We start from the raw sequence: 23,531 nt of genomic DNA on the forward strand, positions 1-23,531 counted from the left end.
AATGAACAGCAATTCACTAGTGTCTGTAATTACTATTTTTTTCAATGCCGAGCAATTTATTCAAGAAGCAATAGAAAGTGTATTTGCCCAAACCTACAAAAATTGGGAACTATTATTGGTCGATGATGGTTCTACGGACGGTAGTACTGTAATTGCTCGTGAGTATGCGAAAAAATATCCAGAAAAAGTTCGTTATCTAGAACATGAAGGGCACCAAAATCGAGGTATGAGTGCTACTCGCAATCTGGGCATCCGTAACGCTAAAGGTGAGTATATCGCTTTTCTAGATGCTGATGATGTTTGGTTAGCGCCAAACTTAGAACAACAAGTATCAATACTCCATACTCACCCTGAAGCCGGTATGGTTTATGGTAATACTCAATATTGGTATAGCTGGACAGGAAATCCAGAGGATACTCAAAAAGAATTTTGTGACAAGGTGGCAGAAGTAACTAAAAAACCTAATACTTTGTTCAAACCTCCAACACTACTGACCATCTTTTTACAAAAGAGCGGCGCTGTACCTTGTACCTGTAGCCTCATGGTCAAACGAGAAATACTAGAGGCGATCGCCGGATTTGAAGAGAGCTTTCGTGGACTCTATGAGGATCAAGTTTTTTATGCCAAAGTTTGTCTGAAAGCGCCTGTATTTGTAACGAATGAATGTTGGGCAAAATATCGACAGCATCCAAACTCCTGCTGTTCTAGTACCCATAACACAAAGCACGAATATGAAGGACGGTTGTTTTTTTTGAAATGGTTAGAGAAGTATTTGACTGAACAGGGAGCCAAAGATACAGAGGTCTGGCAAGCTCTTCAAAAACACTTATGGGCTTATCACCATCCAATGTTGTCAAAACTAACAAAGCCTACTCAACATTTTGTCGAAAAGATGACTTTTAACTTTACAAACCTAATTCTCATGAATAAAAAACAATTGAAGGAAATTGCACAGCAAACATTACCATCACCTCTCTACCATGTATTACGTTCTCAATTTGTTGGAGAGAAATATAGTCCACCAACGGGGATGGTAAATTTTGGCTCCCTACGACGGTTGACTCCTATCAGTCGGGCTTTTGGTTACAATCGAGGCCTTCCCATTGATCGCTACTATATTGAAAAATTTCTTGAGCGTCAGGCTAATGATGTCCAAGGACGAGTATTGGAGATTGGAGATGCATCATATACACGGAGATTTGGTGGCGATCGCGTTACTCAAAGTGACGTACTACATGTAATCGAAGGGAACCCAGAGGCAACTATCATCGGCGATCTGACTAACGCAGACCATATTCCATCAGATGCTTTTGACTGTGTGGTTCTAACGCAGACATTGCACCTTCTCTACAATATGCAAGCAGCTCTAGCAAATCTCTACCGCATCTTGAAACCCGGCGGTGTTTTACTAGTAACCGTTCCTGGTATTAGCCAAGTGGTCAAATGCGAATGGGGTGATGATTGGTGTTGGGCGTTAACGGCTCAATCAGCACGCTTGTTATTTGAAGAGAAATTTCCTAAAACTAATGTTCAAGTTGAAACTCATGGTAATGTTCTAGCTGCGATCGCCTTTTTGCAAGGACTTGCTGTCAAAGATTTACGCCAGAAAGAACTCGATTACCAAGATGATGAATACCAAGTATTAATTACTGTTAGAGCAGTAAAACCAGAGGTGGCATCATGAATATCAGCTTAGTTAAGAAACTGCCAACTCCTGTATACCATTGGCTGCGAGATATCCGGTATGGTCGCTCACCAGTGGGAAAAATAAACCTTGGTAGCTTAGGACGAGTCAAGCCAATTAGACCTAACTTCGGTTTAGATCGGGGTTCAGTGATTGACCGCTACTATATTGAAAATTTTCTGGCTCGTTATGCTGAAGATATTCAAGGACATGTACTAGAGATTAAGGAACCCCTCTACACAAACAAATTTGGTGGCGATCGCATCACAAAAAACGACGTACTTCACGTAGAACCAGGTAATCCCCAAGCAACTATTGTTGCAGATTTAACTAAGGCAGACCATCTCCCATCCAACACCTTCGAGTGCATTATCCTGACTCAAACACTGCCATTTATCTATGATGTCCGAGCCGCAATTAAAACTCTTCACCGTATTCTCAAGCCAGGGGGTGTTTTACTCGCCACTGTACCAGGTATTACCCAAATCAGTGATGATGATATGACTCGTTGGGGTCAATACTGGAGTTTCACGACTCTCTCCACACGGCGATTACTTGAGGAAGCTTTTGACCAAGACAAAATACAAGTTACAGCTTATGGAAACGTGTTGAGTGCGATCGCTTTTCTGCACGGCATTGTAACTGAAGAACTAGAGCAATCAAAACTAGACTATCAAGACCCTGAGTACCAGGTTTTAATTACAGCTAGAGCTGTGAAATAGTGAAACCAATGATTCTAGGCAAACTCAACAACAAAGTTCGATACACTGTTCAGCAGTTAAAAAATAAAATTTTCCCTGGTGCGCTCATCTTAATGTATCACCGCGTAGCTGAAGCAGATTCAGACCCTTGGTCATTATGTGTGACACCAAAACACTTCGCTGAACACTTAGAAGTTTTGCGACAATATGGCTATCCTCTGCATTTACAACAATTGACCAAAAGGCTTAGCGATCGCCAATACATAAATCGGTCAATTGTCGTTACATTTGATGATGGTTACGCAGATAACTTCTATCATGCCAAACCATTATTAGAAAAGTACGATATCCCAGCAACAGTGTTTGTTACGACTGGCGGTATTGACCAAAAGCGTGAATTTTGGTGGGATGAACTAGAACAACTGTTATTACAACCTGACATCTTACCGGACTTACTCCGGTTAAATATTCATGGTAAAACCTACCAATGGAAATTAGGAGAAGCAACACATTATAGTGAAGCCGACCATCAGCGCGATCGCCATTGTCGGATGGGCAGAAAACTAAGACAATATCCTACTCTGCGACACACCCTCTATCGCTCACTTTATCAACTGTTGCAGTTTTTGCCCATCTATGAGCGAAATAAGCTGCTAGATGAACTAGCTATCTGGGCAAACGCTGAACCTGTAGGACGATCAACCCATCGCTCTCTTTCCAAGGAGGAGATGCTTGCATTAGAGTCAGGGGGACTGATCGAAATTGGTGCCCACACTGTAACACACCCCTTTCTTTCTCAACTTCCCATAGCCTCGCAACAAGATGAAATTCAGCACAGTAAAGACTACCTGGAGAAAATATTAGGGCATGTAATCACGAGTTTTTCGTATCCTCATGGTAGTTATACAAATGAGACTACTTCTATCGTCCAAGAAACTGGATTTACCTGCGCTTGTTCTAGCATAGTTGGTAAAGTTCAACAGAATAGCAGCTTTTTTCTGTTACCTCGTGTTGTGGTTGAAGATTGGGACGGAGAAACCTTTGCCCATTGGTTGTCAAGGTTCTTTTAATTATGACTAGCAAACCTCTGATTTCTTGCATCATCATCTTCTTCAATGCTGGTGATAAGTTTTTTGTGGAAGCAATAGAAAGCGTATTTGCTCAGACTTATGAAAACTGGGAACTATTACTAGTAGATGATGGCTCTACCGATGTTAGTACAAACATTGCTTTAAGCTACACACAAAAATCTCCTGAAAAAGTTCGTTACTTAGAACACAAAGGACATCAAAATCGCGGCATGAGTGCAACTCGCAACTTAGGTATCCGCCACGCCAAAGGCGAATATATTACCTTTTTAGATGCCGATGATATCTGGATACCGCAAACTTTAGAGGAACAAGCCGCTATTCTAGATTCCCATCCTGAAGTTGCTATGGTTTATGGACCAATTCAGTGGTGGTACAGCTGGACTGGAAATCCTCAAGATATGAGACGTGACTTTTTAGACATCCCTATTGTGTCTGTGAAGGACTCTAGAGTACAGATTGATACTATAATCCAGCCACCAATGCTGTTCCTGCTCTCATTAAAAATGAAAATTTGCATATCAGGAATGTTAGTACGCCGCCAGGTAATAGAAAAAGTCGATGGTTTTGAAGAGACATTTCGAGGTTTGTACGAAGATCAGGTTTTTTGTGCAAAGGTTTGTCTGCAATTTCCTGTATTCGTAGCCAGTAAGTTTTGGTATAAATATCGACAGCATCCTAATAGTTGTTGCCACACAGCATCAGAGCAAAAAGGTAAAGAATACACTGCGCGTCTCAATTTCTTAAACTGGTTAGAACAGTATTTAATTGTACAGGGTATCAAAGACGGCAAACTATGGGGTGCATTCAGAAAGGAAAAACTACTAGTTGTTCATCCAATTTTGTACTTTTTATTTCATAAGACTAGGTATCTCAAGTGGAAAATTAAAAAACTTAGTGAGTTACAAACACTTCTGACAAAGAGAGCCATTAAATTTGTCTATTCCTACAAATTACTCAGTTTGAATAGAAATGAGACGAAATGAGTTACAGAACATGTATTTCCGGCAATATGACCTTCTTTAATGAACAATTTGGAAGCCAAAATCAATTAGTAGTGATTCAGACCCATCATGAAGAATGTTCAGCAATAGCTGTTCCAGTAGAGCCGCACCACAGGCTAGGGTAGACTAACAAATCATAGATTTGGTGTGGCGTTTCTCTATAAGTAGTTGGACAGAATTAATTACACAATGTCATTGCGAATGAAGCGAAGCGGAATGAAGCAATCGCAAGGGTTGGCATTGCTTCGCTCGCAATGACTGTAAATATTTTTGTCTACTTACTTATAAATAAGCTCTGCCCGATCTGATAGGAAACAGAGTAATGCAGATATGAACGAAAGTTCATGTCTAAACCTGATGAGAATATTTGTTTTTAAATACACTCCAAAATTATGCACTTTATTGTCACTGGTGGAGCCGGCTTTATCGGCTCCCATCTGACAGAACAGCTTCTGTCAGATGGTCATCATGTCACTGTCGTTGATAATCTATCAACAGGTAGCTTGCAAAACCTACCTGAGCATCCTCGTCTCAAGCTACTAATAAAAGATATATCCAGATGTCAACCCCAGGATTTTACCGAGCAGATTGATGGACTTGCCCATTTAGCAGCTACCCCATCAGTTACTCAATCTTGGCTGCAACCACTAAAGGCTCATCACAATAATCTTTCTGCAACGATCGCTGTAATTCAACTTTGTCAGGCCTTAAATATTCCCAGGTTAGTTTTTGCTAGTTCAGCAGCTGTATATGGTAATCCAACGCAACTACCAATTTCAGAAAATCAACAGACTTACCCCATTTCTCCCTATGGTTTACAAAAACTGGTATGCGAACAATATGCCAGATTGTTTGCCAAACAATTAGGTTTTTCGTTTGTAGGATTGCGCCTGTTTAATGTATTTGGCCCTAGACAACAACCTCATTCCCAATACTCTGGTGTAATTTCCATCTTTGTGGATGCTATGCAGCAAGGTTTACCCTTGACTATTTATGGAGATGGTACTCAAACGCGAGATTTTATATATGTTAAAGATGTGGCAAATGGCTTTACCAAAGCTTTAACTACTCCTCTAGAATCAGGATCTTCTTTAATTTGTAACTTAGGTAATGGAAAAAATACCTCTTTGATTGAACTAGTTAATATTCTCAAAACTTGTTTTCCTCAACACCAATCAGCAACTAATTTTATGCCTGCCCGTCCAGGGGACATTCAGCATTCACAAGCTTATATCTCAAATGCATATTCAATGTTAGGCTTTACACCTGAGTGGTCGCTAAAATCGGGTCTACAGACTTTGATTGAATTACGCGAGACATCTTTAGTTGGCTAATTTCCGAGGGGCAGTATCGATTATCCCTCTCTGAAGAAACACTGTGCGTAAAGCTTATCCCTCTTTTGTCAATCTAGGCAGAGTAAAAGTAGAAATAAGGGATATTGAAGTTTTGAAAAATTGAGCAAGTCAGATTATTAACAATCATTTTAAGTTGAAAAAACCCTCAGATAACTTAGGGATTCTAAAGACCATTAACCAAGGTTTAATTAAGTTAAATAGTGTAAATGGCTGAAGTATCAAACGCAGGTTATTTAGAATACTATTCCAACTATTGCGTTGATCCCAGCAAGGATGTGATGAGAATCTATATTCAGATTGTGGTGGGAATTTTAGCAGTTGTTCTCAATGTTGACTAATCAACAGATAGGCACTAAAAACAATTTCCCACCATTTCTCTATTTGTGAATAATGAGTTAGACGAAAATCGACCCATCCTAATTCATTTTTACTTTGTTTTAAACCATATTCTGGTTCTTGGCAACTTTTGGTGATCTAGGTTGGGGGAAGGCAGAGGGCAGAGGGCAGAAGGCAGAAGGAAGAAAGGAATAAGTAGTAAGTTCAAGCTTTAAGTTTGTTTAAACTTGCAACTAATATACTTTGCATTTCCTCAACTTCATTTAATAGGGGTGTGAAAAGATTTTTCTCGGCTAAGTCTACTTCTTTCGCAATGATTAATTGCGTATCTAGTTCTCTCAAAGAACCTAACGCAATATGTAAGAACTGGATATATTCTGGCTTGGAACGCCTACCATAGCCTTCAGCTATATTAGATGCTACAGACACGGATGAACGACGTATTTGACTAGTTAAACCATACAATTCTGATTGAGGAAATAGGCGGGTAAATTTATAACAATTGATAGCAAGTTGAACTGCTCTTTGCCAGATAAACTGATTTCTATAACTCATATAATCAAGTGTAAATTGACAAAATTTTGTCCTCAAATAGCTAACAAAAACCGTCGCTCCAGTAAATCTATTTTGGCGCGACCATACATCTGCCGCTTTAACATTTTCAGTCGATTAATATGTCCTTCAACTGGGCCATTACTAACTGACATAGTTACACCTGCTTTCACAGCATCGTAGTCAGACTCTAAACTAACAGCAAAGGAGCGCAACAAAGAAACCGAGCTGTTTTTAGCTTTGTTTAACCAAGCATCGAGCTGCTCGCTCAGACGTTGACGCACAACAGATGCAAACTGTTGAGCTAGTTCAATAGCTGACTTCAAATCAGAATGGGCTGTTTGTAGTTGAGCGATGATTTCACGCTCATTAGGCTGTATTAATTCTGGTCGTCGCAAGACTAAAGCTGTGACGCGACTGGGGGTGAGAGGACGATGGGAGGAAGAACTAACCCTGGGGGACGCGTTTTTCTTTGAACACTTTGCTGGCTCAAATCCGGGCAAGGTCTTGAGATAACGAGTGAAGCGAGCGACCGTGGCATAACCACCGATATACCCGCAGGTGCGAATTTCTTCAAACAGTTCTTGGGTGTTGTGGTTCCCGCTATTCCAGCTACTGAGGAGGTAATCTTGATTTGGGTTGAGAAGACTCAGACCGTGGTCGCTACGTTCACGACGTTCGGTAAAAGTTGAGCTACGCATTAGTGCTGTCCCGTAAGTTTTACACTTGCGAAAGCAGAAGTCGTCTACCCCAAGAGTATGTGGCGTTACGATTGGTGGCAGTGGGATTGAGCGGACTAAATTTAATACTTGAGTTTGGACTAATTGGCATTTAGCAGCAATGAATAGAAAGCAAGAAAAAGTTACCCAACTTCTTTTAGAGGCTGAGTTAAGTTGAATCGTTGAAAAAGAAGCAGAAACTAAGCAGCAGTTAGATCAGCGTTCTTAAGTGATTCTTCGGTTTTAGGTTTTTTAGATGCGTGTTTTTTGACAGTGGGATAACGCTTACGCGAAGGTGGCTGATGCCCTTGGGCACGCCCAGGTGATTTACCGCGAGTTTTCGGGGGTTGAGCAGGAGTGCCAATAGTGGCTAAAATTAGAGGAAAGGCTTGTGCTACGCGTCCTGGAGACAGTTTATCCTGAGTCGATTGCCAAGGCAAGGGGGAATCAATACAGGCAAGTCTAGCTAGCCATAATTGCCAAGTTAACAATGGCATCAGGTCACTCCATCGCTCTGCTGCCTGAGTAGAGCCAAGCTGAGGCTGTGTCCAATATAACCTCTGCTTGGCAAATCGATACCAATGTTCTAGAGCAAAGCGGCGGAGGTATTTTTGCCAGAGATCCTCTAATGGAGGCATTGTCTGACCCAACCAAGCTAGCCATAAGGGTTGGAACTTACGATTGCGTCCAACTGGTTGGATCACCTCGACGCGAATGATTTCCATTGCCCGGTTTGGAGATTGAAGAAAATGAAACCCACTCCAGCGCATGACTTTTACTCGACCAACTTGCGGGTCTTCAACTTCTAGAGTTTCAGTTACCTCTGCCCAAGTTTCCGAGTCATTGAACTTAAACTTATGACCATGTTTACACGGTGCGCCTCGTCCTTTGTAAGTACCGGGTGTACCCCATACGCATCGGTTAGAAGCTAAACGCAGCAACAGGTCTGCGTCAATCTTCTCCGTGGCTTGGACAAATTTGGCGTTGCCGTAGCCTCGGTCATAAGCAGCAAGCGGTCTTTTGCCTAACTCACGGGTTATTTGTTTAAGTTGGAATGCGGCTTTACTTGTTGGCGTTTCAAAGCTGGTGATCCGTTCGTGCTTTAACGGCAATGCCCAACTCCCATCCGCTTCTGGTATCCACGCTAACGTACTGTAACTTTGTCCGATGCCTATGCTTCCCCTGGAGTCCCCATGAAAAGTTCTTTCTTTTAGTGTCTTCGCTTCTGGTCTTGCCCAAAAGCTATGATCTCCTGCTAGAAATGGCTGTTCATCCGTCACTACCTCCTGTACCAGTAGCTTCATCAGTTTTCTTTTTGGTGGACGACTATCATGTAGTGCTGCATAAATGCTCGACCATTGCCGTCGAAATACTGGGCTTTGTGACAAGCTTACAAACGATGGGATACTCGGACTTGTTAATACTGCATCCATCAATTCAAATACTGCATCTTTGGCCTTTCCCAAACAATCGTAGATACCTTGGCGGAATTTTTCTAGTTGTGTCAGGATCATCACGTCAATGATTTATCGATTACTTTCATTGACTTTACGGCAGTCAGTGTTACTGCTGACTGCTTTTCTCTAGCTTTTTAGTCCAAACTCCAGTTAATAGTGTGTTGCGAGAAACTTTTATCCCCCATTGCTGTAAGAGTCTTTCCCCTGCTGCACCACCATTAGCTAAACCAATCACACTCAGTCGTTGAGCTAAACGTAGAGTTCTTCTAGCCCAAGGCGTGGTTACATTGGTCAGCCTTTCTGTAAAAATGCGCCGTTTACACAATCTATTGATGCAAAAAAACTTCCTTACCCGTAACTGTAAGGTAATGCTGTAATCAGCCCAAGGCAAGTCTGCTAACTTGCGCTCGTAGCGACTATGAATTCTGTGAGTTGGTTGGTTACAAACTGGACAATTAACTACTGTTCTGATTACAGAAATAATCAACTTTATCTGAGTTTTTATTTCGTCAACAAGCCAACTCTCAAGTTTCAGGTTTGTTGAATCTGGTAAGAGGTGAGCTAGCACCGACATAGGGCTTGCTGAGGCTTATCCCTCAAATGTTTGATGGAGTGAAGTTTGAAGTCTCTTAATTATATCTTTTTTCCTTCCGACTTCTGCCTTCTGCCCTCTGCCTTCCCCCAACCTAGATCACCAAAAGTTGCCAAGAACCCATATTCTACCCAAGTTCTTATTTTACATCAGAAACACATCCTATATGTAGGTACTTAAAACAGAGCAAACGCATCTACGTATAGTACATAATTACTAAAAGAGAGATAAAGGCAGCGATCGCTGATGGTATAGGGTTAAGCAATGAGGCTTTGATGGTAAAGTCATTGTAAAAATAGTAATATTGCCCCAGTTTGCGTGAAGCTCAAGCCCAAAATCACAATTGCTGACCATTTTGCTGTGATGTCAGACCCACGAATAGATCGTACAAAACGACATAAATTGATTGACATTTTGACCATCGCTTTGTGTGCAGTGATCTGTGGAGCAGATAGTTGGGTGGCAATTGAACTATATGGCTGCACGAAATATGAATGGTTAAAAACGTTTTTGGAGTTACCAAACGGTATTCCGTCACACGATACATTTGCGCGAGTCTTTGCACAGTTAAACCCCCAACAGTTCCAAGAATGTTTTCTGTCATGGATGAGATCAATACAGAAGGTGACATCAGGGGAGATAGTAGCAATTGATGGGAAAACTTTATGTGGTTCTAAGGATAAAGCATCTGGGCAAAGTGCGATTGAAATAGTTAGTGCCTGGGCGACGACAAATAGATTGGTATTAGGTCAGGTAAAAGTAGATTCTAACTCAAATGAAATTACAGCAATCCCAGTAGGGTAAGAGCATCTCAATTAGGCTTGACATAAGGGCTGAGAGGAATCTAATGTAGAGTCAATGAAACCGGAACTGAGAACTCGAATCATGTAATCGTTATCCATACCAGTCCGTTTCATTTTTTGTCGGAGACTACGTTTGTAAGTTTGTTCACGATTGAGGGCATTGAGAGCAATGCGTCGTAAAAGAGCAAAATTCCGGGGACTATGGAAAGAGCGAATGCGGCAAGCATCCTCAGCGAAAGTACAATCAAGCGTCCAATGAGCCTGATTTTCAATACCCCAATGTTTGCGGATAGCTCGACCTAAAAGTTGAGCATCACTGTGTAAAGAAGTTAAATAAAATTGAACCTCACGAGTGGTTTTGTTCCAAAGACGACGCTCCCGAACAACCATGACCACACTTTGAAGTCCAGTCCAGATTTGGGGTTGGTAAAGTTCACCAAAAGCAGAAGCAGGAACAGACCAACAGGAGCGAATTTCCGTGCGATGATGTCCTTTTTCAATCCGTTGGTCATAGCTGACATCAATGCCTTGAAAATTCCGTGTAGAAGCCTGTTCAAACCATTGTTCTACCTGATGATAGAGAGTCGGGTGATTAGCCTTGAGCGCCAGAACATAATCTGCTTTTTTGTCGATAATCTTTTTAGCAATCTCGGTCTGTGTCCCCATTGCATCAATAGTGATAATAGCTCCTGTGATATCTAGTAACTCTAATAATGCGGGAATTGCTGTAATCTCATTCGATTTATCTTCCACTTTCATCTGTGCCAAAACCAAATTTTGTTCACTTGCCCAGGCACTAATCAAATGCAATGCTGATTTACCTCGATTTCGGTCGTAAGAACCCCTAATCGTCTTTCCATCTATGGGAATTATCTCTCCTCCCATCTTTGTCATTAGGGTTTCTATCCATTTCAAGAAACAGCAATTCAATTCTTCTGGGTTGATGAACTCAAATACTCGCCGGAAGGTGTCAGACGCTCGAAGACTCGCTAACGCTACGCTATCAGAAGGGATTCCGTTTGGTAATGTTAAAAACTCTTTCTTTCCACTTTTGCTTACTAATGCCGTAATTCTCTATGTCTTCCCATCCTTGCGCTCCGCTTATTACTGCGAGAATTGCAATCACTAAGATATGTGTGAGTTGATGTTTTTTGGTTCGCTCTACTCTTGGATCTTTGATATCTTCAAAATGCTTGACTAAACTCTTTTGAATAGCTTCAATTGATGCCACCTGTCCTGGCTTGGGCTGATGACGCTTGCTTTTTTTAGCTTTACCAGATTTAGTTTCCAATCCTGCCGACATACAGTTTGATTCCAGGAGTTTTCTTTCTTGAGCGCATTGCTTTCATCTCATTTCTTTTGCTCTGATGTCAAGTGCATTTTTTATCTGTTTTTGGATGCTTATCTTTGTTCTTTTGTCAAGTTGCTATTATACCAAATTAGATGAGCTTACCCTGCTTTGGTGGGGTTTATTTGACAACGAGCTATACGTTGAATTTAGCGATCGCCGCTACGGGCCATTTTACCCGGTTGATGGGCCCATCCCACTACATCGCTATCGCAAACACAAGAAAACTAAAACTGAAGAACGGGCAGATAAAATTGCCGATTTAGCTAAAAAGTTGGGCTTGCCACGGACAGCTTTAGACAAAAACGCGGACCTACAATTTCTGGTGGATAAGTACAAGGAACTTACGCCAACCGTCACACCTTTTAATGACCCCGACCCATACCAAGAATTTACTTATCCCACTGTACTGTTTGCTAAAAGGGCGATTTCCGATTATCTCGCTAAACCGTTGGCTAAATTGTCTACCGAACAGTTGGCATTCATTGATGTACTGTTAGCTGAAACTTTGAATAAAAAAGCGATTATTGAACGAGTGCGGCAATATTTCCACTCAAATAAAGGAGGGGAACACAATGCTCACTGAAGTCATGGAACACTTTCGTTTGATTAGGGAGTTTCCCAAGGCTGGGTACTACGAGACAGACCACCAAAAACAAATGTTTAAGGATATTAAATCCGCCATCCATTCCGGGAAGTTAGTTGCCATAACTGGAATTATCGGGTGTGGGAAGACGACTACTTTACGACGTTTGTTTGATGTTTTGGAGAAAGAAGGTAAGATTCTAGTCTCAAAGTCCCTTTCTGTGGATAAAGACCGAGCGACGCTACCAACACTAATTGCTGCCTTATTCTACGATTTATCCACAGATAAAGAAATCAAAATCCCAAAAGATGGCGAAAAACGGGAACGGGAACTGCGCGACTTGATTAGAAAAGGTAAAAAGCCCGTGGCGCTGTTTGTAGATGAGGCTCACGACTTACATTACAGTACTTTGACGGGACTCAAACGTTTAATCGAAGTAGTTGAAGATGGTGGTGGCACACTTTCAGTGGTATTAGCTGGTCATCCCAAACTGAAAAATGATTTACGCCGTCCAACTATGGAAGAAATTGGATATCGAGCAACGGTCTTCTCTTTGGAGGGTATTGTTGGTAGCCAGCGAGAATATATTGAATGGTTAGTATCTAAATGCAAAGAAGAAGATACTCAAATAAGTGATATCTTGTCGGCGGAAGCCATTGAGCTACTTGCCATACGCTTGAGAACACCACTACAAATCGAGCAACATTTGACACTAGCTTTCGAGGCTGCATACCTCTTTGGAGAAAAACCTGTTACCACGGCGATTATTGAGTCCGTTTTATCTAAGCAAATTGACGACGGGAGCTATGCGGTTTTGTCAGATCCAGTAAAGAACAAGCGATCGCTAAATCATTTTCCCAGTAGTATAAATAAATTTATACTTATCAAGACATATTAACACTTAAAAAAAGATGAGTTTGAGTCACAAGTTGCAAGACTCTCTTTTTTGACCCAAAAAAGGCTAGGATTCCCTTTGAGCAATAATTTCGAGACAGGGATTATCTACCTTAATGGAAAAAAGTATATGTGCAATTCTAGATTTGAGCAAATCATTATCAAATTTTTCTTCCGAGGTAACAAAATGTTTAGAATTGACGAATATTACGGAATGGAATGGGAAAATTCTTGAAGAAAGAGAAGGAAAAATTAGAGAAATTGCACTTATTTTAGCTGGTCAATGTATTGCTATTTTGTTGTATAACCTCTCTCAATCTCAGTCAGCCAATCAAGCAGCGATGAATCAAACACTCTTGCTGGTGGGATGGCAATATGCAAAGACACGGTTATATAAGACGGCAAATATTAACAGTCGGAAATGTTTTAGTTACTTTAAAATTGCCATATATGGTAAGAAGAAAGTCAACATCTACGACCAAAAATAAAATCCCTACTCAGGGATTCTGCCCATTATTAAAGTGGTTAGGGATGTCAGACGGCTGGCTTAACCCCATTAGTATGGTCAACAGTTGCCCAATACGGCGCAATCACTAGCTCATTTGAAGCCGCCTGTACAACTTTGACGGGTTGGGGAATTAACCTTAGTTTAAAACGAATTGAACGTTTGACATATAAATTTGGTCAAATTGGGATCAACTTACGTCAATCTAAAATCTTAAATCGCCAATTAGGGAATTTAACCGAAGGTAATATTCTTAAAGACCAAAGAGTTGTCATTGCCGTAGATGGTGGTCGGAGTCGAATCCGAATTAATAAAAAGGGAAGAAGAAATTCCAAAACCAAGCGACACGGGTTTATCGGCAAATGGGTTGAGCCAAAGTTATTTACAATTTATGTTGTTGATGAGCAAGGTAAAAAAATAAATAGTTCTGAAATTCCTATTACGAATGATGGTACTTATGAAGGATATAAAGCGCTTTTGGAGATTTTAGAAGCGTGTTTAGTTGACTTGGGAATTAGTCAAGCAAAACAAGTCTTATTAATCGGGGATGGAGCGGAGTGGATCTGGATACATATTCCCCCACTTTTGGCAAGATTAGGATGCCCAGTTGAAACTTATCAGCTATTTGACTTTTATCATGTTACGGAAAATTTAAAAATATTTGCGGACGCGGCTTTTAATGAAGAGGCACAGTCTAAGGAATGGTTTGTAAAAGTTAGAAAGAGTTTAAAAAAAGTAAAGCTAAATCCTTAATCAGCCAGATGGATGAGTTGATTGCTGTAGCTACTGGAGAGCGCTGTAAGATTATGGTAGTTAAGCGTAATTATATTTTAGATGCTTATCGGAAAGGGCGTTTAAATTACGATAAAGCAATAAATAAAAAACTACCTATTGGCAGTGGTGCAATTGAGAGTTTAATCCGCCAAGTTGTAAATTTAAGAATCAAAGGAAACAGTAAATTCTGGTTGAAAGAGAATGCAGAAATTATGTTACATCTGCGTTGCCAATGGATAGCTGGAAGTTGGGATAATTTTTGTGGTTCTATCTTTAATTCCTTTCTCAAACCCCAAACTGCTTGATAAATTTTATACTTTAGTTCTACTTTTAACTTATTATTTGCTTTAATTAACACTAAGTATAAAAGACTGATTGTAGATATTTTTGGTAACAATGGTCAAATGACTTGCTATTAATCTTTTTGAGATATCTCATCAAGATGAATTCTCACGGCTATCAGCATATTTTTGGTAACTAAAGTCACTTTTTACTTAGATTTGATTTTTGCGTAGGCGTAGCCCGCCGAAGGCATCGCTTGTTTTTTACCGGATCTGACAAAACCGCATTGCTCCCTCACTACGAACTGATATCAATATACTTAATCTAGTTTGATTTATTGCCACCGACTTACTTATATACAAGTTATCGAATCACCTCACCCTAACCCTCCCCTTATCAAGGTCACGGTGTACACACCAGTCTTCTAGAGTTGCGCCACAGGCTTTTGATTCCCCCAACCCACTTTAAAAAAGCAGGCAAAAAGCTCTTAAAGTCCCCCAATTTATCGGGGGATTACAGATCAAGTTTTGTAACTGTTATGTGGTCATGTCTTTTATTTGCATCGTTTCTCCGAAAAATTTACTTTATTTACGTTTGGTAATTAGCCAACCTAAAGCGATAAATACCACGGTAGCAATGATGCTTAAAGTTAACGATGCGTAAAGGGGATGTTTTTGTACTAACGGCACATTAATTTTATCAATATGTGTTGTGAATACACCAGAGGCGATCGCACCACCGCCAAAGCCTATACCTAATATTTGGATGGTGTTTTCTAACGAGCGATCGCGCTCAGTTTGTTCTGTTTCTACTATACCTCGGATAGTATCAACCAATTGCCCAAACAATTCTTGACCTGGAGTCAGATAGTTAATATCTGTTTGTATTTGTTGTTGCCATTTTTTACAGTCTTTATTAATAAAATCTTGCCAGGATTGGGGACTATTACCGCTATCAATAGTTTGAATCTTCTCTAAACAAGTTGTGTAATTAGTAATATTAGTAGTAATTGTTGTGTGGTGTATTTGTAAATCTTGCAAACATCTGGTGTAATCAAATATTTTTTTGGGGATTTCTCCCATTAAGCTTTTTAAGCCAGATAATTGTGTTTGGTTTTCAGATATCAAGCTGTTAAATTTTTGAATTTTATTTTCTAAATCACTATAAATTGTTCTCGCTTCGCGGTAGCGTTGACGCGCTAGTTGATAAATGTAAAGTATTTTATGGTAGCTACATAGTAAATTTAGCAACCAGTCATAAGCTTCTGCTGCAAGTGTTGCTGTTGCAGCTTGATTATTATTAATGACTATTAAAATATGGCATTGTTTGGCAGGATTATCTGGTTCATCTGGGTCAAGTGCTTGGTATTCAAATAAAAGACTACCAAACAGTTCTCCTTGTTGTATTCGTACAGGATTTAAATTTGTGCCAGCTACTAAGGCTATGGCTAATTTTTCAGCTAGTGTATCACAATCTTCAGTTGGATCTACTTCTCCATAAATCGATAATGTTTGTCCTAAAGATGCTTGAATATTAGATGGTAGTAGGGAACTTGGTTTAAAATGTTGCAGTTGTGGTATGTCTATGGAAATGTTTGGTGGTTCTGGAACCAGAGTTAAATCAACTGCGTAGGTGTCGTTAAGCAAGAAGGGCTGAAGATTAGCATTAATTTTAAAGCCTTCTGTTGTGAGGAGACTACCCAAATCTAAATCTTGAGCATCAATTAACCGTTCTGGTATTCTTCCTATTTCCCGCTTAGGTTCGTATTTACCATTTTGATAACAAATTAATTTTGAGCGTAAATCTTTCAATCCAACAAAAGTTAGCAAACTTTCACCCACTTTCACCAGATTTTCCCACAAGAGATTAGCATCTGTCACAACTTCACCGGGAAGTTCAGTTAGGGTGTGGCGGAGATGAAAAGCATAGAGGCTGAGGCTGAAATTTTTCACTATTTTGGCTAAGATTTTTATTGTAAATTGTAGCTTGGGTTAAGAGGATGTTTGAAAAGTCGTGATTGATGTATAAATTTTTTTTACCCCACCCTAACCCTCCCCTTATAAAGGGGAGGGAACTAGATAGATTTCTTTTTCCCCCCTTTCTAAGGCTACGGTGTATACACAAGTCCTAAAATCCTTGCCTGGCAAGATGCAAGCCTTAGTAGGCAAGGTTTTGAGTTTATCAAGCTGATTATCAATAGTGTCAGCTTATTGATATAGAATTAACGAAAAATCAAGGATTTTAAAAATAATTTTCCGTTCTTTTCCCTCTATTTGATTCTCAACCCGACTTGTGTATACACGGTAGCTTTCTAAGGGGGGATTAAGGGGGGTAATAATTCGATTAAAATCACAACATACTACTTTTCAAACAACCTCTAAGCGAAGCTACTAAAATTTTTCATGGTTTTGGTTGTGGTTTTTTATCGTCAGACAAGGGAGAGTTGTTTTTTATGGCGTTATCTACAAGTTCCTTTGATGATTCACTAGGTTGATTGACTGGAGTCTGTGATTTACTATTAGCTATTCCTATGTTTGTACTTACATTAATAGGTAATTTATCAGTGATTGATTCTAGGTTTTGCTTGTAAGCTTCTAGAACTTGATTACGGGATTCTGATTGCAACCAATTTTCTAGGATTTCTACAATTTCCTCATTGTCTTCTGGTAACTGACTCGATAGTTGCTGCAATTCATTCCAGTCTTGAGTCGGAATCAAATTTGATTGAGAGTTAAGCACTTGAATAAAAGCTTCGATGCTATTTCTATAAATTGACATTTTCTAAACTCCTTTACCTATATTACAAAAAGCAGCCCAATAAAAAGGTGATTCAAACGGTTTGGTTAAGGCATTTTCATGATTAGCAGCAAAGTATTTATTTAAATATTTTTTGCAACCCCAACTTAGTGACGAGTTAATCAGCCAATCTTGAAAGCCTTGGACTGTGCTATCCCTTAACCAACGTTGTGCTGTATTTAAAGCTAATACAATATTATTTTGCTGCTGTAGTTCTTTGTAAAATTTAATCATCAATAAAGCTGTAGCTATAGCATCGACAGTCCAAAGGCTACTGACTACATTGGTGCTACCTGCTAACAAAAACCCACTGGGTAAACCAATGTATTCATCACTTGTGCTTGTGAAGTCGGTCAAACCAGTTTCGCAAGCAGAGAGAGTGACTAGGCGACAGTTTTCTAGTTTGAAGTGAGTAATGATATCTGCTAAAGTCAGGTTTCCATCAGCTAACTGTAAACCAGAATCTTGGGGAGAAGCAGAGTTAAAGTATCCATGACAGAAGAAAAAAGCACAGTTAGCTTTCAGCAATTTTTCATTGAGTGTAACATTGTGAATATTTTCATTAATGCCGAGCAGAATTGCTGACTTGTTAGCTTGGTCTTGCTTCAAAATATGAGTATCAGCAAACTGTTTCTTGATGGTTCCAACGGCTCCTAAATCTTTTTCGTAGCCTTGATATAAATCTTCTGTGGGGTTTTGGATGGCAAATAAAGATTGAAAGTCGGGACGTTGACGCAGTTGGATTTGTTGCAGAAGTTGACAACTGGGTGCATAGCCTACGCCGTTGGGGAATAAGTCAATTAGGTATGATTTTTTGACAGGTAAAGCATGGAGAGGAAACAGGTGTAAGTAGCGATGAGGAATGAGGATTAATCTGTCGCATTGTTTGGATACTAGGTCTAGAATTTTCTCAATATGCAGAATTTCTGCTAACTTTTTCAGACGTTCTTCTAGCTGATTTTGCCATTGAATTTTATCTTGGTCTTCCGGGTTGTAGTAGTCATTTAGATATTCATTAGACTTATCCTTAATATAAATAGCATGAGATAATAAAAAGTTGGAGTAGCAATTATGTGGAAAGAATATGACAAGTCCTTTGGCAAGAATTGAATCGTATCCTCATGAAGCTAAACGCCTAATTGGAATTAGTTATGACCATTTTTTAGCATTGGTCGGCCTGGCAGAGCAAAGGCATATAGAAAAACAGGCAGAAATTGAAAAAAAGAAAATTCGGATTATCGCTCCTGGAGGCGGGCGTAAACCAGAAATGTCAGCCAAAGAAGGAATATGCTTATGTCTAGTTTACCTGAGACAAAAACCAATTTTTGAGATTTTAGGGTTGCTGTTTAACATTTCCAAAACTAAAGCCAATGATGCCTTCAATTATTGGGTAGATATTTTGCGAGATATTTTACCAGCATCTCAAATAGAAGAAGTATCAACAGATAGTCAAAAATATCAAGAATTACAGCGAATGCTGTCTGAATACGAATTAATTGTCGATAGCACTGAACAACCTACAGCAAGACCTGTAGACTATCAAGAGCAAAAACGATACTACTCTGGCAAGAAAAAAATGCACACTCTGAAAAATCAATTTATTGTTCTACCTGGAGGGGAAGATATTGTCGATGTCCGTGTCGGAATGTTAGGGAAAACAAGCGATATTAATTTATTTCGAGAAACCCGCCATAAATTTACTGACACGCAACAGTTTCTCGGCGATAAAGCTTATATAGGAGATGATGCCATTACCACCCCTCATAAGAAACGAAAAAATACAGAAATCTCGGAATTACAAAAACAAGAGAATAAAGAACTTTCGTCACGCCGAATCGCTGTTGAACACATGATATGTCGGGTAAAAATATTTCGAGTAGCCAGTGATAGATTCCGTCTAGCTCGACATCGATATAATCAGGTAATTCTGGCTGTTTGTGGGCTGGTAAGATTAAGAATTAATCGGTTATTTTCTGTTACTCTTAGTACTTAATTTGCTATTTGTAAATTCATTTATTCTGATTCTACGTTTTTGCTCTAATTCCATTTTTTTCTCTCTCAATGCCTTCAAACCCTTATTTCCTCGTACAGCCAGATGGCGATCGCTCCTTCCGTGCAAATCCTTGTAACTCTCTCCTGGTAAGCTTTCATGATTCGCGGATGAGTCTATTACTCCAATCGATTAAGGCATCTAAGTCTTGTTGACTAGAATGCCAGATGGCTGGCTTATTGTCGCTGGTGATGATAAAAGCGCGAAAACAATCATTAAAAATGTACCACTGGATGATTGCAGTTTCGTTGTCTAAAAGGTTTTGAATTTCTCCAAATTGGATATTGTGATTAACCAAAGTCAAATTTTCTGGACTTGTTGATGCTGCTTTGGTTAACAGTTCTACTAAATTTTGGGTTTTGCTACGTTCGATATATTCTATTGCTTCGGTGTCTCTTGCCAATGCTAGGCAAACTTCCACCATGCGTCTATAAAGTTTATTCCATTCTTCTGCTTGTTTACGCTTGGCTTCTTCACCGGAAATAATATCTCCGCGCAAACCTTCGACTGTAGCAATGGCAGAAACAAAGGTATTGTAAGCTGAGTCAAATAGTTTTTCCTCTTGGTATAACCTGCCGAGATTTAACAAAGTTGTTGCATTGTTTTTGGGAAAGGCGCTGCGGGTTCTAACTTCCAAAGCAGCAGAATAAGCCGCGATCGCTAATTCAATATTCTCGGCTCGTTCTCCGAATATTCTCTCACTGTAAGCAGCCCCCAGATTATTTTGCGTGGTTGCCCAATTTTGGGGAAAGGCGCTGCGGGTATATACAGACAGTGCAGCAGAATAAGTCGCGATCGCTAATTCAATATTCTCGGCTCGTTCTCCTAATATTCTCTCACCGTAAGCAGCCCCCAGATTATTTTGCGTGGTTGCCCAATCAACAGGAAAGGTGCTGCGGGTATATACAAACAGTGCTTGATTATAAGCAGCGATCGCCATTTCAATATTATCGGCTCGCCCTCCTAATATTCTGTTACGGTAAGCATTCCCCAGATTATTTTGCGTCATTGCCCAATTAACAGGAAAGGCGCTGCGGGTTCTAACAGACAGTGCTTGATTATAAGCAGCGATTGCCATTTCAATATTATCGGCTCGCCCTCCTAATATTCTGTTACGGTAAGCATTCCCCAGATTATTTTGCGTACCTGCCCAATTAACAGGAAAGGCGCTGCGGGTTCTAACAGACAGTGCTTGATTATAAGCAGCGATTGCTAATTCAATATTCTCGGCTCGTTCTCCTAATATTCTTTCACCGTAAGCAACCGCCAGATTATTTTGCGTTGTTGCCCAATCAACAGGAAAGGTGCTGCGGGTTCTAACAGACAGTGCTTGATTATAAGCAGCGATCGCTAATTCAATATTCTTGGCTCGTTCTCCTAATATTCTCTCACCGTAAGCAATCGCCAGATTATTTTGCGTCATTGCCCAATCAACAGGAAAAGCGCTGCGGGTACACACAGACAGTGCTTGGTTATAAGCAGCGATCGCTAATTCAATATTCTCGGCTCGTTCTCCAAATATTCTGTTACGGTAAGCAATCCCCAGATTATTTTGCGTCATTGCCCAATCAACAGGAAAAGCGCTGCGGGTATATACAGACAGTGCTTGATTATAAGCAGCGATCGCACTTTCAATATTCTCGGCTCGTTCTCCTAATATTTTCTCACCGTAAGCAAGCCCCAGATTATTTTGCGTACCTGCCCAATTAACAGGAAAGGTGCTGCGGGTATATACAGACAATGCTTGATTATAAGCAGCGATCGCAAATTCAATATTATCGGCTCGTTCTCCGAATATTCTTTCACCGTAAGCATTCCCCAGATTATTTTGCGTCATTGCCCATTTTTCAGGAAAGGCGCTGCGGGTATATACAGTTAGGGCGATTTCGTAGCCAGCGATCGCAATTTCCATGTTGCTGGCTTTGCTACCCAAGGGGAACTGCTGAATCAGATTACTAAAATTACCAATCACTGCGGCGATGGATGTTGCTGCATCTGGTTCCGCTTCTGCTAGGGTATTTGTTGCCCAATGGCGCAATAATTCAGCAAAAATATCATTAAGTTTATCGGTATTTGCTGCCAGCAATGGGTAAATTACTTGAGCATCACCGTTGCTGTCTGCTATTGCTAGCAGTATCTCTTGTAAAAATTGCCCGTAAGTCTCTATCTCTTCTTGGGTGATGAGGGGAGTTTCTGGGGTAGTGAGATATGTTGCTAAGTTTCTCAACCACTCGGCAGTATTTTCCTCTCCCTGCTGGGCAAAATGGTCTGCTGCTGCTACAATAACCTGCACAAAATCAGCATCTAGCAATTCTGTATTCGCTGCTAATATCTCTGGTTCTTCCCCGCTAGGGCAATCTAGCAGGTTTTGAATTAGCTGATTATAAGCGTGTAAACGCTGTTCGTTCATGAGCAGGTGTGAGTTAGACGCATCTTGATGAAGCTTCAACAGTATTATCCTCAATTTCGGAAAAATTAGACACAAAGTTGACAGTCGCTACAATTTTCTGAATCGAGATTTTGTCATTTTTAATGTAATTGCGATAGCTACAAATACAACTTGTATCCTTAAAGGATGTTTTAAAAGTCCTCTTGTTGGTAGTAAAAGGTTTTAGATCCCCCTAAATCCTCCTTAAAAAGGGGGACTTTGATTCCGGTTCCCCCCTTTTTAAGCTACCGTGTATACACAAGTCGGGTTGAGAATCAAATAGAGGGAAAAGAACGGAAAATTATTTTTAAAATCCTTGATTTTTCGTTAATTCTATATCAATAAGCTGACACTATTGATAATCAGCTTGATAAACTCAAAACCTTGCCTACTAAGGCTTGCATCTTGCCAGGCAAGGATTTTAGGACTTGTGTATACACCGTAGCCTTTTTAAGGGGGGTTAGGGGGGATCAACAAGTGCCTAAAATCACAGCTAATTACTTTTCAAACAACCTATTAGGCGATCGCATTTGTTGATTCGGCGTTCGCATTTGTTGATATAGCGTTCGCATTTGTTGATATGGCGTTCGCATTTGTTGATATAGCGTTCGCATTTGCTGATTTGGAGTTCGCATTTGCTGATTTGGCGTTCGCATTTGCTGATTTGGAGTTCGCATTTGCTGATTTGGCGTTCGCATTTGCTGATTTGGCGTTCGCATTTGCTGATTTGGAGTTCGCATTTGCTGATTTGGCGTTCGCATTTGCTGATTGCACTTATTCTCAAACAACAAATCGATATGAAAATGAGTAAAAATACAGACAAACTCGTAATTATTTCATTAAAAGTTCAACGAAATAAATCCACAAAACTACCCATCTCAGGCAAAAGGATACTCAACTATGTTGAAAAAGTAATTCTTAAAAAAAAGGATATCTCATGTCTTTAAGAACTCGTGGTTCTGCTGCTGTTGACAAAGCCCAACTTCGTCTCGCCTTGCTTAAATCCATTGATGAAAATCTGGATTTAGGACATGGATTAACCATTGAAGCCTACAACCACCTGGTTAATACTACCCGTGCGACGGTAGAAGCTCATAACACGCTTGTGTCCAATCTTGAAGAATCGCGTAAGACAGTAACCCAGATGGATAAAGCCCTCTCCGAAATGTCTGAACGAATGCTAAGTGGAGTTGCAACTATCTACGGCAGAAACAGTATAGAGTATTCCAAAGCTGGCGGCTCTAATGGAAAAAGAAATAAAAAATCTAGTTCAAAAGTTGCTCCACTTGTAGCGGTTCTTGCTACTCAACCGGCTCAAGCTGCAATTGCGAATGCTTCAACTAACGGTAAAAGCACAACTCCTTTGCTGCAATAATCCGCTTGATTGCATAAATCTAGTGCTGTGTCAAGCTTAAAATTGTGCATTAAATGTAGGTTGGCTTTCGTTACATCAATCCAACCTACGTTTAATCCATCTGAATTTTAAAGTGGCGATGTCTACGCCTACGCTCTTGTGGAAAAGTCCTATCTTTATATTTGCAACTTTATTAACGAAAATTCAAGGTAGGGAGAGGTCT

General features: G+C 40.1%; 18 protein-coding genes and 4 pseudogenes. 11 read left to right on the forward strand and 11 right to left on the reverse strand.

Annotated elements, in window-relative coordinates; all coding sequences use genetic code 11:
• Position 1: 1 nt before the first annotated feature.
• The 5 genes from GJB62_RS04390 (at position 2) to GJB62_RS04410 (ending at position 5,811) form a co-directional block, all read left to right on the forward strand.
• Positions 2–1,684, forward strand: coding sequence for a glycosyltransferase (locus GJB62_RS04390; RefSeq protein WP_114085616.1), 1,683 nt, complete (start codon positions 2–4; stop codon positions 1,682–1,684).
• Complete coding sequence (locus GJB62_RS04395; protein ID WP_209271476.1) at positions 1,681–2,406, forward strand: methyltransferase domain-containing protein; 726 nt, start codon at positions 1,681–1,683, stop codon at positions 2,404–2,406. The genes GJB62_RS04390 and GJB62_RS04395 overlap by 4 nt, the downstream gene beginning before the upstream one ends.
• A gap of 8 nt (positions 2,407–2,414) precedes the next feature.
• Positions 2,415–3,455 (forward strand): polysaccharide deacetylase family protein, encoded by a 1,041-nt coding sequence (locus GJB62_RS04400; protein ID WP_114085624.1) that lies wholly within the window; start codon positions 2,415–2,417, stop codon positions 3,453–3,455.
• Between the two features lie 2 nt (positions 3,456–3,457).
• Complete coding sequence (locus tag GJB62_RS04405) at positions 3,458–4,459, forward strand: glycosyltransferase family A protein (RefSeq protein WP_114085617.1); 1,002 nt, start codon at positions 3,458–3,460, stop codon at positions 4,457–4,459.
• Positions 4,460–4,869: 410 nt separating this feature from the next.
• Positions 4,870–5,811: an NAD-dependent epimerase/dehydratase family protein gene (locus GJB62_RS04410; protein WP_114085618.1), complete on the forward strand. Its 942-nt coding sequence runs from the start codon at positions 4,870–4,872 to the stop codon at positions 5,809–5,811.
• A gap of 73 nt (positions 5,812–5,884) precedes the next feature.
• Here GJB62_RS04410 and GJB62_RS37360 read toward each other — a convergent pair.
• The 5 genes and pseudogenes from GJB62_RS37360 to GJB62_RS04430 form a co-directional block, all read right to left on the reverse strand.
• Positions 5,885–6,282, reverse strand: a pseudogene (locus GJB62_RS37360) (IS701 family transposase); the annotation flags it as partial.
• 90 nt (positions 6,283–6,372) lie between these two features.
• Positions 6,373–6,723 (reverse strand): four helix bundle protein, encoded by a 351-nt coding sequence (locus tag GJB62_RS04415; protein WP_114085619.1) that lies wholly within the window; start codon positions 6,721–6,723, stop codon positions 6,373–6,375.
• 32 nt (positions 6,724–6,755) lie between these two features.
• Positions 6,756–7,421, reverse strand: coding sequence for a transposase (locus GJB62_RS04420; protein ID WP_245246093.1), 666 nt, complete (start codon positions 7,419–7,421; stop codon positions 6,756–6,758).
• Positions 7,422–7,639: 218 nt separating this feature from the next.
• Positions 7,640–8,953 (reverse strand): NF041680 family putative transposase, encoded by a 1,314-nt coding sequence (locus GJB62_RS04425; RefSeq protein ID WP_159402443.1) that lies wholly within the window; start codon positions 8,951–8,953, stop codon positions 7,640–7,642.
• A gap of 49 nt (positions 8,954–9,002) precedes the next feature.
• Complete coding sequence (locus tag GJB62_RS04430) at positions 9,003–9,470, reverse strand: transposase family protein (protein WP_245246094.1); 468 nt, start codon at positions 9,468–9,470, stop codon at positions 9,003–9,005.
• A 336-nt stretch (positions 9,471–9,806) separates the two neighbouring features.
• Between GJB62_RS04430 and GJB62_RS04435 the strand changes: the two are divergent.
• Positions 9,807–10,283 (forward strand): annotated as a pseudogene (locus tag GJB62_RS04435) (ISAs1 family transposase); the annotation flags it as partial.
• Between the two features lie 20 nt (positions 10,284–10,303).
• Here GJB62_RS04435 and GJB62_RS04440 read toward each other — a convergent pair.
• A pseudogene (locus GJB62_RS04440) lies at positions 10,304–11,594 on the reverse strand (ISAs1 family transposase).
• Between the two features lie 94 nt (positions 11,595–11,688).
• Between GJB62_RS04440 and GJB62_RS04445 the strand changes: the two are divergent.
• The 3 genes and pseudogenes from GJB62_RS04445 to GJB62_RS04455 all read left to right on the forward strand — a co-directional run bounded on the left by GJB62_RS04445 (position 11,689) and on the right by GJB62_RS04455 (position 14,703).
• Entirely contained in the window at positions 11,689–12,225 is a 537-nt protein-coding gene (locus tag GJB62_RS04445; RefSeq protein WP_245246095.1) for a hypothetical protein, read from the forward strand.
• Positions 12,215–13,123, forward strand: coding sequence for an AAA family ATPase (locus tag GJB62_RS04450; protein WP_245246096.1), 909 nt, complete (start codon positions 12,215–12,217; stop codon positions 13,121–13,123). Before GJB62_RS04445 ends, GJB62_RS04450 begins: the two co-directional genes overlap by 11 nt.
• Positions 13,124–13,235: 112 nt before the next feature.
• Positions 13,236–14,703: pseudogene (locus GJB62_RS04455) on the forward strand (ISLre2 family transposase).
• Positions 14,704–15,264: 561 nt separating this feature from the next.
• On the opposite strand, the gene GJB62_RS04460 reads toward GJB62_RS04455, so the two are convergent.
• From GJB62_RS04460 to GJB62_RS04470, 3 genes are all read right to left on the reverse strand, one after another.
• A complete protein-coding gene (locus GJB62_RS04460; RefSeq protein WP_114081129.1) occupies positions 15,265–16,632 on the reverse strand; it encodes a hypothetical protein in 1,368 nt (455 codons plus the stop codon).
• Between the two features lie 448 nt (positions 16,633–17,080).
• The gene (locus tag GJB62_RS04465; protein WP_114081130.1) at positions 17,081–17,458 is read right to left on the reverse strand and encodes a hypothetical protein; all 378 of its coding nucleotides are present in this window, start codon (positions 17,456–17,458) and stop codon (positions 17,081–17,083) included.
• A gap of 3 nt (positions 17,459–17,461) precedes the next feature.
• On the reverse strand, positions 17,462–18,583 hold the full coding sequence (locus GJB62_RS04470; protein ID WP_114081131.1) for a CHAT domain-containing protein: 1,122 nt from the start codon (positions 18,581–18,583) through the stop codon (positions 17,462–17,464).
• Here GJB62_RS04470 and GJB62_RS04475 point away from each other — a divergent pair.
• Entirely contained in the window at positions 18,561–19,469 is a 909-nt protein-coding gene (locus GJB62_RS04475; protein ID WP_159402448.1) for a transposase family protein, read from the forward strand. The genes GJB62_RS04470 and GJB62_RS04475 overlap by 23 nt on opposite strands.
• A gap of 154 nt (positions 19,470–19,623) precedes the next feature.
• Here the strand turns inward: GJB62_RS04475 and GJB62_RS04480 are convergent, their stop codons facing one another.
• On the reverse strand, positions 19,624–21,936 hold the full coding sequence (locus GJB62_RS04480) for a tetratricopeptide repeat protein (RefSeq protein ID WP_114080964.1): 2,313 nt from the start codon (positions 21,934–21,936) through the stop codon (positions 19,624–19,626).
• Between the two features lie 515 nt (positions 21,937–22,451).
• Positions 22,452–22,715: a hypothetical protein gene (locus GJB62_RS04485; protein WP_147262461.1), complete on the reverse strand. Its 264-nt coding sequence runs from the start codon at positions 22,713–22,715 to the stop codon at positions 22,452–22,454.
• A gap of 176 nt (positions 22,716–22,891) precedes the next feature.
• Between GJB62_RS04485 and GJB62_RS04490 the strand changes: the two genes are divergently transcribed.
• Positions 22,892–23,329, forward strand: coding sequence for a hypothetical protein (locus GJB62_RS04490; RefSeq protein ID WP_114080966.1), 438 nt, complete (start codon positions 22,892–22,894; stop codon positions 23,327–23,329).
• Positions 23,330–23,531 lie beyond the last annotated feature (202 nt).

Origin of the sequence: Nostoc sp. ATCC 53789 (genome assembly GCF_009873495.1) — a bacterium.
Classification (GTDB): domain Bacteria; phylum Cyanobacteriota; class Cyanobacteriia; order Cyanobacteriales; family Nostocaceae; genus Nostoc; species Nostoc muscorum_A.

Excerpts from the sequence above, each read along its gene's own strand:
- GJB62_RS04490 (WP_114080966.1), top strand. The coding sequence starts at position 22,892 with ATGTCTTTAAGAACTCGTGGTTCTGCTGCTGTTGACAAAGCCCAACTT.
- GJB62_RS04405 (WP_114085617.1), top strand. The coding sequence starts at position 3,458 with ATGACTAGCAAACCTCTGATTTCTTGCATCATCATCTTCTTCAATGCT.
- GJB62_RS04485 (WP_147262461.1), bottom strand. The coding sequence starts at position 22,715 with ATGCGAACGCCAAATCAGCAAATGCGAACTCCAAATCAGCAAATGCGA.
- GJB62_RS04445 (WP_245246095.1), top strand. The coding sequence starts at position 11,689 with ATGCTTATCTTTGTTCTTTTGTCAAGTTGCTATTATACCAAATTAGAT.
- GJB62_RS04410 (WP_114085618.1), top strand. The coding sequence starts at position 4,870 with ATGCACTTTATTGTCACTGGTGGAGCCGGCTTTATCGGCTCCCATCTG.
- GJB62_RS04420 (WP_245246093.1), bottom strand. The coding sequence starts at position 7,421 with ATGCGTAGCTCAACTTTTACCGAACGTCGTGAACGTAGCGACCACGGT.
- GJB62_RS04395 (WP_209271476.1), top strand. The coding sequence starts at position 1,681 with ATGAATATCAGCTTAGTTAAGAAACTGCCAACTCCTGTATACCATTGG.
- GJB62_RS04480 (WP_114080964.1), bottom strand. The coding sequence starts at position 21,936 with ATGAACGAACAGCGTTTACACGCTTATAATCAGCTAATTCAAAACCTG.
- GJB62_RS04425 (WP_159402443.1), bottom strand. The coding sequence starts at position 8,953 with ATGATCCTGACACAACTAGAAAAATTCCGCCAAGGTATCTACGATTGT.
- GJB62_RS04450 (WP_245246096.1), top strand. The coding sequence starts at position 12,215 with ATGCTCACTGAAGTCATGGAACACTTTCGTTTGATTAGGGAGTTTCCC.
- GJB62_RS04430 (WP_245246094.1), bottom strand. The coding sequence starts at position 9,470 with ATGTCGGTGCTAGCTCACCTCTTACCAGATTCAACAAACCTGAAACTT.
- GJB62_RS04415 (WP_114085619.1), bottom strand. The coding sequence starts at position 6,723 with ATGAGTTATAGAAATCAGTTTATCTGGCAAAGAGCAGTTCAACTTGCT.
- GJB62_RS04390 (WP_114085616.1), top strand. The coding sequence starts at position 2 with ATGAACAGCAATTCACTAGTGTCTGTAATTACTATTTTTTTCAATGCC.
- GJB62_RS04465 (WP_114081130.1), bottom strand. The coding sequence starts at position 17,458 with ATGTCAATTTATAGAAATAGCATCGAAGCTTTTATTCAAGTGCTTAAC.
- GJB62_RS04400 (WP_114085624.1), top strand. The coding sequence starts at position 2,415 with ATGATTCTAGGCAAACTCAACAACAAAGTTCGATACACTGTTCAGCAG.
- GJB62_RS04475 (WP_159402448.1), top strand. The coding sequence starts at position 18,561 with ATGACAAGTCCTTTGGCAAGAATTGAATCGTATCCTCATGAAGCTAAA.